This is a genomic window from Sphingomonas humi (assembly GCF_039536725.1).
GTDB lineage: Bacteria > Pseudomonadota > Alphaproteobacteria > Sphingomonadales > Sphingomonadaceae > Sphingomicrobium > Sphingomicrobium humi.
On the sequence record NZ_BAAAZD010000002.1, the window covers coordinates 1 to 12,266 of the forward strand.

The 12,266-nt window shown below is 65.5% G+C and carries 9 protein-coding genes; 7 read left to right on the forward strand and 2 right to left on the reverse strand.

Annotated elements, in window-relative coordinates; genetic code table 11:
• The first annotated feature begins 167 nt into the window (after positions 1-167).
• From ABD729_RS07805 to ABD729_RS07835, 7 genes are all read left to right on the forward strand, one after another.
• Positions 168-1,688: an MFS transporter gene (locus ABD729_RS07805; protein WP_344709659.1), complete on the forward strand. Its 1,521-nt coding sequence runs from the start codon at positions 168-170 to the stop codon at positions 1,686-1,688.
• A gap of 73 nt (positions 1,689-1,761) precedes the next feature.
• On the forward strand, positions 1,762-2,529 hold the full coding sequence (locus tag ABD729_RS07810; protein ID WP_344709660.1) for an inositol monophosphatase family protein: 768 nt from the start codon (positions 1,762-1,764) through the stop codon (positions 2,527-2,529).
• A 56-nt stretch (positions 2,530-2,585) separates the two neighbouring features.
• Positions 2,586-3,668, forward strand: coding sequence for an ABC transporter ATP-binding protein (locus ABD729_RS07815; RefSeq protein WP_344709661.1), 1,083 nt, complete (start codon positions 2,586-2,588; stop codon positions 3,666-3,668).
• Positions 3,665-4,549: a carbohydrate ABC transporter permease gene (locus ABD729_RS07820; RefSeq protein ID WP_344709662.1), complete on the forward strand. Its 885-nt coding sequence runs from the start codon at positions 3,665-3,667 to the stop codon at positions 4,547-4,549. The genes ABD729_RS07815 and ABD729_RS07820 overlap by 4 nt, the downstream gene beginning before the upstream one ends.
• The gene (locus tag ABD729_RS07825; RefSeq protein WP_344709663.1) at positions 4,539-5,381 is read left to right on the forward strand and encodes a carbohydrate ABC transporter permease; all 843 of its coding nucleotides are present in this window, start codon (positions 4,539-4,541) and stop codon (positions 5,379-5,381) included. The genes ABD729_RS07820 and ABD729_RS07825 overlap by 11 nt, the downstream gene beginning before the upstream one ends.
• Positions 5,378-6,685 carry an ABC transporter substrate-binding protein gene (locus ABD729_RS07830; RefSeq protein ID WP_344709664.1) on the forward strand — a complete coding sequence of 436 codons (1,308 nt, stop codon included), beginning with the start codon at positions 5,378-5,380 and terminating at the stop codon, positions 6,683-6,685. The genes ABD729_RS07825 and ABD729_RS07830 overlap by 4 nt, the downstream gene beginning before the upstream one ends.
• A gap of 140 nt (positions 6,686-6,825) precedes the next feature.
• On the forward strand, positions 6,826-9,666 hold the full coding sequence (locus tag ABD729_RS07835) for a TonB-dependent receptor (protein WP_344709665.1): 2,841 nt from the start codon (positions 6,826-6,828) through the stop codon (positions 9,664-9,666).
• Positions 9,667-9,676: 10 nt separating this feature from the next.
• Here ABD729_RS07835 and ABD729_RS07840 read toward each other — a convergent pair whose 3' ends face one another.
• A complete protein-coding gene (locus tag ABD729_RS07840) occupies positions 9,677-10,663 on the reverse strand; it encodes a glycoside hydrolase family 43 protein (RefSeq protein ID WP_344709666.1) in 987 nt (328 codons plus the stop codon).
• 47 nt (positions 10,664-10,710) lie between these two features.
• Positions 10,711-12,057, reverse strand: a complete 1,347-nt coding sequence (locus ABD729_RS07845) for a glycoside hydrolase family 43 protein (RefSeq protein WP_344709667.1) — start codon at positions 12,055-12,057, stop codon at positions 10,711-10,713.
• Positions 12,058-12,266 lie beyond the last annotated feature (209 nt).

Consider the following 12,266-nt stretch of genomic DNA (forward strand, 5'->3'; position numbering starts at 1 on the left):
GATCGGCTGGTGCAGCTACGGCCATGTCGTCGTTTCCCCTCGCTCTCGACGGCCGACGCTAGCGCGCACACCGCCTCTGTCACCTGTGAATACCTATTCTGCTGCACCGCACAAAGCATTGGCACCGCGCGGCTTTCCTGCTTGTCTCCAGCGCAGGAGGAGCGTGCATGGATCAGGTGACGGGCCGGCTCGAAAAGCCGCGACAGAGCTGGGCGGGGTTGTGGAACATTTCGTTCGGCTTCTTCGGCATCCAGATCGGGTTCGCGCTTCAGAATGCAAACATGAGCCGGGTATTCCAGTCGCTTGGCGCAAGCCTCGACGATCTTCCCGCATTGTGGGTCGCCGCGCCGCTGACCGGCCTCCTGGTCCAGCCGATCATCGGCTTCATGAGCGATCGCACCTGGCTTGGCCGGTTCGGCCGCCGCCGTCCGTATTTCGTGGCCGGCGCCCTGCTCGCCGCCCTGTCGCTGATCTTCATGCCGCTGGCGCATGTGCTGCTGATGGCCGCGCTCCTCCTGTGGACGCTGGATGCCAGTCTCAACATCTCGATGGAGCCGTTCCGCGCCTTTGTCGGCGACATGCTCCACAAGGACCAGCATACCGCGGGCTATGCGGTGCAGACTGCTTTCATCGGCGCAGGCGCGGTGATCGGGTCGATCTTCCCTTATCTGCTCGATCACTTCGGGGTCAGCAACGTGGCCGCCGCCCACGACATTCCCGACACAGTCAAATGGAGCTTCTGGGCCGGCGGCGCAGCGCTGTTCGCCGCCGTCGCTTGGACGGTTTTCACGACCAGGGAATATTCCCCTGACCAGATGCGCAGCTTCGGCGAGGAAGCGGCTGAGGAAAGCGGCGAAGGCGAAACGATGCGCGCCCTTGCCGCGCGGAGCTATTCGGCCGTCTTGGCCTGGATTGCTGCAGGGGCCGTAGTCCTCTTCTCGGTCGCGGAATTCGGGCTCGAAAAGGAAGTCTACCTGCTCGGCGGCCTGCTGATCGTCTACGGGCTGCTGTCGGCAATCGCGATCGCGTCGGCCAAGCGGGGCAGGGCGCCCAACATGCTCGGCAGCCTCGTCGGCGATTTCTCCGGCATGCCCCCGGTCATGAAGCAGCTCGCGCTCGTCCAGTTCTTCAGCTGGTCGGCGCTGTTCATCATGTGGATCAACACCACTCCCGTGGTCGCGCTGAACTTCTTCGGTGCGAGCGATCCCGACAGTCCACTCTACCAGGAGGCAGGCAACTGGGTCGGCGTGCTGTTTGCTGTATATAACGGGGTGGCCGCCATCGCCGCCCTCGCGCTTCTCCCCGCGCTGGCAAGGCGGATTGGCAAGGCCCGGACTCATGCCCTCTGCCTCGCGGCAGGTGCGCTCGGCTATGCCAGTTTCTTCCTGCTGCGCGATCCGCAGCACCTGCTGTTCGCGGAGATCGGAGTCGGGATCGCCTGGGCCTCGATCCTCGCCATGCCCTACGCCATCCTCGCAAGCGCGCTGCCGCAGGCCAAGCTCGGCACCTATATGGGCCTGTTCAACATTTTCATCGTCGTCCCCCAGCTGCTGGTCGCGACCGTGATGGGTTCGATCATGAAGGCCTTCTTCCCGGGGCAGCCGATCTGGACGATGGCTTTTGCTGCCGGGGTGATGGGGCTCGCCGCGCTCGCCACCCTGCGCGTGCGGGACAAACAGGCGGTCTGACGTTCCGAGTTCCTGCGCAATCCCCTGCTGGACCGAGAAGACGCAGGCGGAGGACTAGGCTAGTGCAACGCTCATGGTCGACCTCCTCCCGTTTCTCCAGCAACTGTCCCAGGTCGCGCGCGCCGTTACCCTTCACGCGCCGGTGCCGACTGCCGATAACAAGGCGGGGCAGGGGGCCTATGATCCCGTGACCGAGCTTGACCGCGGCGCTGAACGGGCGCTGCGGGCAGCGATCGAGGCGGTGTTTCCCGGCGACGGGATCGAGGGCGAGGAATATGACCTCGTCCGGGCCGGATCGCCACGGCGCTGGCTGCTCGACCCGATCGACGGCACGCGGGCGCTGATCTGCGGATTGCCGAGCTGGACGACGCTGGTCGCACTGGTGGAAGCGGGCGAACCGGTGGCCGGCTTCATCGATGCCCCCGCGCTTGATGAATTGATGATCGGGCTGCCGGGCGAAACGCGGCTGAACGGCGAGGTGGTGAAGGTTTCGGACTGCTCGGCGCTCGGCGAGGCACGACTGTCGTCGACTGACCCATACCTTTTCGCAGGGGCCGAAGCGGAGGCGTTCGAACGGGTGCGCAAGGCGGCCCGGCTGGCACGCTTCGGCTATGACGCGCTGGCCTATGCTCGGCTTGCGGCGGGGCACCTCGATCTCGTGGTGGAAAGCGGCCTCAAGCGCCACGACTGGGCCGCGCTGGTGCCGGTAGTGCGGGGCGCGGGCGGTGTTATCGGCGACTGGCGGGGCGGCACCGACTTCGACAGCGGTGCGATCGTCGCCGCGGCGACACCAGAGTTGTTCGAACAGACCGTGAGGCTGCTCGCCGTCGCACCGCGATGACCAGTGGGTAGAGAAAGCGTGTTGCAGCAACGACCCGCCCCGCTAAGCTGACTGGCGTGCCTGGTCTTCAGCTTCGTGGCGTATCGAAAGCGTTCAAGGGGACGCAGGTTCTAGACGCCGTCGATCTCGACATCGCCCCGCGCGAATTCATTGCGTTCCTTGGCCCGTCGGGGTCGGGCAAGACGACTTTGCTCAGGATCATCGCCGGGCTCGAGACCGCCGACGCCGGTGAGGTGATCCTCGACGAACGGCGGATCGACACGCTGGGCCCTGGCGAGCGCGACGTCGCGATGGTGTTCCAGTCCTACGCGCTCTACCCGCACATGAGCGTCCGCGAGAACATGGCATTCGGCCTTCGCAACGCCAGCGTGCCGCAGGCTGAAATCGCCTCGCTGATTGAAGATGCGGCGCGGGTGCTGGAGATCGAAGCACTGCTCGATCGCAAGCCGGCGCAATTGTCGGGCGGGCAGCGGCAGCGGGTTGCGATCGGCCGCGCCATCGTCAAGAAGCCGAGCCTCTTCCTGCTGGACGAGCCGCTGTCCAACCTCGACGCCGCATTGCGGCTTCGGACTCGGGTCGAGCTGGCGCAGTTGCGCAACCGCGTCGATGCCGCCGTGATCATGGTGACGCACGATCAGGCCGAAGCCATGACCCTGGCGGATCGGATTGTCGTCTTCAACGATCGCCGTATCCAGCAGGTCGCGGCGCCGATGGAAATCTACCTGCGTCCGGCCAACAGGTTCGTGGCCCAGTTCGTCGGCTCGCCCGCGATGACGGTGCTGCCGGTTCAGCTGGCCGACGGCGGCGACAAATCGGCAGTGTTGCTTGGCGACGGGTCGCGGGTGGAGACGGGGGTTCCCCGCTCACTCCTGCCGCACGGTGGCGCGCTTGAGCTTGGGCTGCGGCCCGAGCATGTGCGCATCGCGGCAACGGGAGTCCCGGCCGAGGTGGTGCTGGTCGAGCGTCTCGGCGACCGCAGTCTGGTTTACGCCAAACTGGCCGACGGTAGCGCGATCACCGGCGAGGACGGCGGGACCAGCTCGCTCAAAAGCGGTGACCGGATCGCGCTGACGATCGATGGCGGATCGGCCCATCTGTTCGGGGCTGACGGGACCGGGTTCCACCGGGCCGAGGCGTGAGCGGCACGGGCATCAGGCGTGATCCCGGACTCGCCTTCGTCGGGCCGTTCCTCCTCATCTACTGCCTGGTCCTGATTCTGCCGATGCTGCACGGCCTGTGGCTGTCACTGCACGTCATCGACATCTGGGGCGACGGACGGTTCGCTGGACTGGCAAACTACGCGCGGCTGGTTGCCGATCCGGTATTCGGGCAGAGCCTCGTCAATACCTTCGTCGTCACCCTGATGGTCGTGCCGATCCTGACTGTGATCGCGCTGGCCCTTGCGCTGGCGCTCAACCGGGCGAGCCGCGGGGCGGCCGTGCTGCGGGGGATATTCTTTTCATCGGCCGTGCTGTCGGTGACGATCGTGACCCTGATCTGGCGCTTCATCCTCGCGCCCGATGCCGGCCTGCTTGGCGAGGTCGCCAAGGCGATCGGGGCCGAGCCCGTGCCCTTCCTATCCTCCCCCGGCCTAGCGCTATGGGCGCTGGCCATCACCACGATCTGGTGGTCTATCGGATTGCCGATGCTGCTGTTCGTCGCCGGATTGCAGCAGGTCCCGGCCGATCTTTACGAGGCGGCGGCGCTCGACCGGGCAAGCCGCTGGCGGACGTTCGTGTCGATCACGCTCCCGTCGCTCAAACGTACCACCATCCTGGTCGTGATGTTGCAGACCGCTGCGCAATTGCAATTGTTCGGACAGGCGCAGCTGCTCACCGCGGGCGGGCCGAGCGGCGCGTCGCGAACGGTGGTCCTGTTCATGAACGAAGTGGCGTTCGGGCGGTGGGAACTCGGCTATGCGCAAGCGGCGGCAGAAGTCCTGTTCGTTATCATCCTTGGCGTGACGCTGGCGCAATATTGGCTGACCGGAAGGGCCGGGGAGGGCGAGGGTGGCCGCTGACGCCGTAGCCGCCCGGACGCGCCTGCCGCTTCCCGCGCTGATCGGGGTGCTCGTCGGTGCGGCGATCATGCTGACGCCACTGGTCTGGACCATCCTCCTCAGCATCAAGGCCAACGCTGCGCTGGTCGGCAACAGCAGCGCGGCGCTGAGCCCGCCGTGGACGCTGCAGAATTATGCCGCGATCTTCGGCAATGGCCAGACCATGCGATGGCTGGTCAACAGCCTGATCGTGTCCACCGGGACGACGATCGGCGTGCTGATCCTGACCAGCCTAGCCGGCTATGGCTTCGCGCGCCTGGATTTTCCGGGTCGGCGCCCGCTGTTCCTGTTCGTGCTGATGGGGCTCGCCATCCCGGGGCAGGCGGTGATCCTGTCGCAGCACCAGCTGTTCGCCTGGGCCAACCTGCACAACAGCTATCCGGGGCTGATCCTCCCCGGACTGACGACCAGTTTCGGCGTCTTCTTCATGACCCAATATATGCGGGCGATCCCGCGTGAGCTGGACGAAGCGGCGCTGCTCGACGGGGCGAGCCACTGGCGTATCTTCACCCGCATCATCCTGCCGCTGACCAGGCCTGCGCAATCAACGCTTGCGGTGTTCACCTTCCTCGGTTCCTGGAACGATTACTGGTGGCCGCTGATCAGCGCGACGCGAAGCGAGATGTACACGCTGACGGTCGGCCTTGCCGCGGCGCAGATGAACTATGCGCAGACCAGCGGGCTGGGGTATCTGATGGCGCAGGCGGTGTTCGCCTCGCTGCCGATCTTCATCGTCTACCTCATCTTCCAGAAGCAGATCATTGCGGCGATGGCCGGGACCGCCCTCAAATGAGGCGCGCGCTGGTTCTTGGCGCAGCCTTGGCGCTCGGCAGTTGCTCACCGGGCGAGCGCGGGCAGGGGCTCTACATCCAGCGCTTCTTCGGCGAATGCACGAGCGACTATGGCACCGCGACCGACGTCGCCAAAGCCGAGGGCGAATGCGGGATCATCACCACGCTGATCAATGCGTTCGAGCGCGCGCATCCGGAGGCGCGGGTCAGCCAAAACGTGGTCGCCTGGCCGGGCTATTCGCAGCTGACGGCACAGATGGCCGCGCGGCAGCCGCCGGACCTCGTCACCATGCATTCGGGCGTCATTCCCGACTATGCCGGCAAGGGACTGCTCGAACCAGTCGAGCCCTATCTGGCGGCGGCAGGGCTGTCGCCCGGCATATTCACTCCTGCTGCGCGGCAAGGGGTAACGTGGAAGGGGCGGATGTACGGCCTGCCATGGGACACGCATGGCGGGTTGTGGCACATCAATCTTGGCCTGTTCCGGAAGGCAGGACTGGTCGGCGCTGACGGCAACCCGATCCTTCCGCGCAGCCCCGAGGAGCTGCTGTCGCAGGGCCGTCAATTCCGCGAACGGACGGGCAAGCCGTACCTGATCCAGAGCCTGGTCGGCGATCCGGCGGGCGCCGCCCGGATCCTCTACACCTACATGATGACACAGGGCGCGCCGGTCTTTTCCGATCCGAAGCACATCCGCCTGGACACGCCCGAAGGACGGCGGGTCGCCGAGCTGTTCCGCGACGTCACCCGCGAGGGGATCGGCACCAGCAACATGGACACGCCCGCAGCCATTGCTGCCTTCATGAACGGCGAGGGCGGGGTTTATCCGACCGGCACGTGGATGATCGGCCAGTTCGAAACCGAAGAAAAGACGCGCGGCCGGCCACTGTTCCAGAGCTATTCGGTGCAACCGTTCCCGCAGCTTTATGGCAGGAACCTGATGTTCGTATCGGGTCACGCCTGGGTCGTTCCGAAGCGCGCGCGGACACCGGCCGAACGACAGGCGATCGCCGACTATTTCCGGTTCATGGCGGCACGCAACGGTGACTGGGCGCGGACCGGCCACCTGCCTTCGGTGCAGGCGGTTATCGATGGTCGGCAGTTCCTTTCCCTGCCGCATCGCCGCGACATCGCGGTCGTCGCGCGGATCGGCCGCGCGCTGCCCGACGGCGTGCTTCGCCAGAACGCGATCGAGGGGCTGGTCGGCGAGGAAATGGCGGCGGCGATCACCGGCCAGAAACCCATCGCAAAAGCCCTGTCCGATGCGGACCGGCGGGTGAACGAATTTCTTGACGAAGTGCAGTAGTTACCCAGATGCAACAATCTGTGATTGTTCCGGACGTGCAATAACCTGCGTTATTGAACCGCAATGCTTCGGGGGTGTAGCAACGGCGTAACAGGGGCGCATGGCACAGCCCAGCGCCGAGGAGGCCTGGGGAGAACCATATGCGCATTCGGACACTCGCACTCGCGACGGCAAGCTTCACCGTGCTTGCCGCGGCGACACCTGCAGTAGCGCAGCAAGCTGCACAGCCAGGCCCCGCCCAGCCGAGCGCAAGCGCGCCGCAGGACGTGGCGAGCGGACCCGCGGCCGACGCCGCCGCGGACGATAGCCAGACCGTTGTCGTCACCGGCCTGCGCCGCTCGCTGCAGTCGGCGCAGAACATCAAACGGAATAGCGATCAGATCGTCGATGCCATCGTTGCCGAAGACATCGGCAAGCTGCCCGACATTGCGGTGTCCGACACGGCCGCGCGCATTCCCGGTATCCAGGTCGAGCGGAGCGGCGGCGAAGCGAGCAACGTGCTCCTGCGCGGCCTCGACGAGGTTTACTACACCACCACCTATAACGGCCGGGAGATCTTCACCGCGGAAACCCGCTCGGTTGCGCTGCAGGATTTTCCGGCGGGCGGCATCAGCGCGATCGAGGCGTTCAAGACGTCGAGCGCCAACCTGGTCGAACCGGGGCTCGCCGGCCTCGTCAATGTGCGCTCGCGCCGTCCGTTCGACTTTTCGGGAACGGAAGTCGCAGGCTCGGTGTGGGCGGTCTATCCACGCCAGTCGCGCGATTTTCAGCCCAATGCGCAGCTGCTGCTGAGCGATCGCTGGCAGACCGGTGCCGGCGAAGTCGGCGCGCTGATCAACTTCTCCTACACGCGGCTGCATTACCAGGATTCGATCCGGCGCCACGGCTTCTTCATCGCCGATCTCGCTGGCGGCCGGTCGCCCGACTGGCCCGAAATCCGCTATGGCGAAGGCGATCGCTGGCGGCCCTCGATCAACGGCGCACTGCAGTGGCGCCCGTCGCCAGATCTCGAATTCTATGCCGAAGGCCTGTGGCAGGGTTACCGCGAGAACGTCAGCGACCGGATGTGGGCGCAGCCCCTTTGGGGCGGGAACACCTATTCCAACATCGTCTTCGACCAGGGGTCGAACCGCATCATCAGCGGAACGGTGACCACGCCCTACGGCTGCTGCGGCGGCAATCAGACCTGGGGCTTCCAGGGCGCTACCAAGCGGCGCACCAACACCTATCAGTTCGCGGTCGGCGGACGCTATGACGCAGGGCCGCTGCTGATCACCGCGGACGTTGCACGCACCGACAGCCAGTTCGACCTCAGGACCGAGAGCATCGATTACGAGATCAACCGCAACAACTATTCGGTCGACTGGTTTACCGGGCGCCCGGGCGGCTCGGGTCCGACCTTCCAAGTCCGCGGTCTGAACTTCGCCGATCCGTCAATCTACAATTATCGCGGCTTGTTCGAGGATTATCTCACCGCGAAGGGAGACGACTGGCAGGCGCGCCTCGACTTCACCTACGAGCCGGCGGGCCTGAGCTTCCTCAAGTCGCTGCAATGGGGTGTCCGCTTCGTCGATCGCAATGCAGGCGCCAATGCCGGCGACGTCTACTACAACCTTCGCGAACGCGGCATTCCGATCAGCGCCGTGCCGCTCGACTACGTGCTCTACGATCCGGCGTTCCGCGGGGACAACAACAAGCCCTCGCCGATCACCTGGCTGAGCCCGACATTCGACAGCGTGTGGAGCAACCTGCGCGCGCTGCGGCAGTTCAACTTCGACCAGCTCTTCAATTTCAATATCGGCCTGCCCGCCCGCGCGTCGCTGCGCGGACCGCTCGACGATCCGGGACGGACCTTCAGGATCAACGAGCAGACGCTGGCCGGCTACGTGCAGGCCAACACAACCTTCGATCTTGGCGGGATCGGGGTCGAAGGTAACTTCGGCATCCGCGCCGTACGTACCAGGGACGACATCACCGGTACCCTGTTCGGGACCACCGGGGCGACGCCGGTCGCCTTCAAGAATGACTATACCGACTTCCTACCCAATGCGTTGCTGAAGTTCCGGCTGACGCCGCAGCTGCAGTTGCGGCTTGCGGCGACGCAGACCCGGACGCGGCCGAGCTTTGGCCAGTTGAACCCGGCCCTTGCGCTTGGCGCGCCGCCCAATTGCGGGTCGCTTCCGCCCGGTACCGAGTGCGTTCGTCTGGCTTCGGGCGGCAACCCGTTCCTGAAGCCGCTCGACAGCAACAACTACGACGCCAGCCTCGAATATTACTTCACCCGCACCGGGTTCGTGTCGCTTGCGGGCTTCTACCGCGACATGAAGGGCTTCATCGCCAATCGCGCCTTTACCTTTGCGCAGCCCGATCCCACGACCGGCGCGCCGCTGCGGGTGACCGGGCCGGTCAACACCAACAAGGCGACCATCAAGGGCGTCGAAGCGCAGATCCGCACCTTCCTTGATTTCGGCGGAATGCCCTCCTTCCTGAAGTCATTCGGGGTCGAGGCCAACGCGACCTATATCGACGCCAAGGCGAACTTCCTGCTGTTCCAGACCCCTGGGGTCCTGAATTCGGGCACGACGATCAAGGACCGCATCCCCGACGTGTCCAAGTGGACCTACAATTTGGTCGGCATGTACGAGGCCGGCGGGCTGACGGCGCGCCTCGCCTACAACAAGCGGACGGGCTATCCGGAAGGCGCGCTGGTCGAGGATTGCGAGAGCTGCCCGGTGTTCACCCGCCAAGGCTACGGCCGCGGAACGTCGCGCCTCGACTGGTCGAGCAGCTATGCCTTCACGCCGCACCTGACCTTCTTCTTCGACTGGACCAACATCCTGTCCAAGCCGTTCAAGTCGGACATCGTGCGGGTCGACTACAGCAAGCGGAACAACGGTGTTCCGACCAAGACGGAAATCTTCCCGATGGTCGTGCGCTACGAGGAAAGCGTGCTGTCGGGCGGGGTCCGTTTCCGCTTCTGACGACCGCCTTTCAGTTTCCGGGCCTGAGGCTGGGGGCAATGGCGGGGGCGCCATTCTCCCAGCCGAACGGAGCGACGTAGAAGAAGCGCTTGCCCTCCGCCTTGCGGCAGCCCCGGGTCGCCGACCAGCCATGGAAGCTGATGAAGGTGCCGCCATTGGCGCGGAACACCGACTGGTGGCCGGGGCCCGACAGGCAACCTTCCTTGCCGGGCCGCGCATAGCTGTTGAGGATGGGCGTCGGACCGGCGTCCTTGCACGGGCCCAGCGGGCCTGAACAACGCGCCCAGTTCATCGCGTAGGGCGACAGCCGCTGATCGTCGTTCCAGCCGAAGTAGCCCCCCGAATAGAGCATCGCATAGCCTTCGGGGACGCGGAGCATGGTCGGGGCTTCGATCACGCGCTGTTCCCATGCGTCCTCGTCGGTGAGCCCGACGTCGGTCGCGGCGCCGGCAAGCGTCATGCCGTCAGCGGACAGCGCCGCGCCGTAAAGGCGGCTGCGCTTGCCGATGCGGTTCCCGTCGGCCTTCCAGTAGAGATAGAGCTTGCCGTCCTTGTCGCGGAACGGGTTGGCGTCGATCGACCCACCGAGATCGAACTGGCAGACCATCGGCTGGGCCGAGGTGTCGACGAAGGGCCCGCGCGGGGCGTCGCTGGCGGCGACGCCGATGCACTGCTTGTCGGCGGCACGGTGGTTGGCAGTGTAGTAGAGGAGGTATTTCGCGCCGACCTTCATCACCTCGGGAGCCCAGGTGAAGCCGGGTTTCACCCAGGGAGCGAGGATGGGCATCGCGTCGAGCTTCTTGCCCGAGCTATCCCTGAGGATGGTCCAAGTGACGAGGTCGCGGCTTACGGCCATCGGCACGTTCTCGCCGTCGTTGGTGGCATAGGCGATGAAGCTGCCATTGCCTTCCGCCATGACGAAAGCGTCGGGGAAATTTTCGCGGAGCACCGGCTCCATCAGAGGGCGCTGCTGGGCCGGAGCCGCGGTGCCTGCCATCACAAACGCCAACAGGGCCAGTCGCCGCACGGATCGTTCCTCCAAGCTCACGGGACCAAACGAACCTCGTCTCCGCTGAACGCGAGGCCGACCGTCATCAGGGCCCGGAACACGTTATAGCCGCCGGTGCCGGGATGATAGGCGTGGAAGAACAAGCGCGGTTCCCCGTCGACGCCGACCGAGACCGAGGCATGGCCCGGGGCGGACCAGTCCGGGTGCGAGCGGAGCAAGGGCTGCCCGGCCTTGCGCCATGGCCCGGTCAGGCGATCGGCGACGGCATAGCCGATGCCGTAGCTCGGCGAAGTGAAGTCGTTGCCGGCGTAGAAGAGGTAGTAACGGCCGTCCTGCCGCGTCAGGTAGGGACCTTCGATGAGATGGCCTTCCCAGTCGAGGTCGTTGGCGAGGAGGAGATGCTGGTCGCCGACCAGGCTGCGGCCATCGGCGGCGATCTGCCGCGCGTAGATGGGAGTCGCCATATTCTCGATCACATGGGCCGCGATGCCGCTGTCGTGAAGCGCCGCCTTTACCTTGCGCCAATTAGCCAGCGCCGCGCGGATCAGCGGCTGCATGAGGAAGAAACGCTCCATCGGGCGGCGGGTGTTGGCGAAGGGCTGGACGGCGGCGCAGAAAGCGGCGGTGCGGCGGTCGCCTTCATCGTCGAACAGAACGGGCACGAGGTCGGGATTGTCGCGCAGCAGCGCCGCCAGCGGACGGGGCCAGTGGCTGTTGCTGTCCTTCTTCCACAAGAGCCAGGGCGTACCGTCGGCATCGACATGGACGTGGCTGTCGATGACGGTGCCGGTCAGCAGCGGCGCGCCATTGTCGGTCCACGGACCGGCGGGGTGGGAAGCGCGGGCAAGCCCGATGGAAAGGGTTCGGTCGTGGCTGCGGGCGGTGTAGCTCAGCCAATATTCCTCGCCGACGCGGGCGATTTCGGGTGCCCAGAAATCGCCCACCTTGAGGCCCGAGGCGGTCCAGCCGGGGGTCTGGCCCTCCTCGAACACGAAGCCCTTGGGCGACCATGTCTCGAGGTCGGTCGAGTGAAGGATCGGGAAGGCATCGGGGGCGTCGTTGGAGGTGGCGACCAGCCACCAGCCGTCGTCGGTGCGGAGCACGGCGGGGTCACCATAGCCCGACAGGATGCGGGGATGGAGGTTGCCGGTGATGAGCGGACGCCAGGGCGGCGCGGGATAGTCTTCTATGGCGTCGACATGGTGCGAACGGCGGGTGCCGAAGTCGGCGTGGAGCTTGTCGAACATGGCTTCAAAGGCGGCGGGTTCGGGGCCGTCCACTTTGTAGAAGCGCACGCCGCTTCCGTCGCTGGGCGAGACGGCGAGCGAGAAGCCGTCACCTTCCTCGGTCGCTTCGACGGCGAAGGTGAGGAGGTCGGTCACTGAACCAAGCTCTTCCCGTCATTGCGAGCGAAGCGAAGCAATCCACCTTGCCGCGCAATGGATCGCTTCGTCGCCGCGTTCCTCGCAACGACAGTGGGAAGAAAAAGCATATCGTCCAGTTCGTCCACTTACAATGATTTCAGCGGCTTGGCACTCATGAGCGATCCTGAACCGCCAAATCCTACTAGGCAAGGGGTTGGCGCGGGGCC

Coding starts and splice junctions, on each gene's coding strand:
- ABD729_RS07805 (WP_344709659.1), top strand. CDS start 168: ATGGATCAGGTGACGGGCCGGCTCGAAAAGCCGCGACAGAGCTGGGCG.
- ABD729_RS07810 (WP_344709660.1), top strand. CDS start 1,762: ATGGTCGACCTCCTCCCGTTTCTCCAGCAACTGTCCCAGGTCGCGCGC.
- ABD729_RS07830 (WP_344709664.1), top strand. CDS start 5,378: ATGAGGCGCGCGCTGGTTCTTGGCGCAGCCTTGGCGCTCGGCAGTTGC.
- ABD729_RS07835 (WP_344709665.1), top strand. CDS start 6,826: ATGCGCATTCGGACACTCGCACTCGCGACGGCAAGCTTCACCGTGCTT.
- ABD729_RS07840 (WP_344709666.1), bottom strand. CDS start 10,663: ATGGCAGGCACCGCGGCTCCGGCCCAGCAGCGCCCTCTGATGGAGCCG.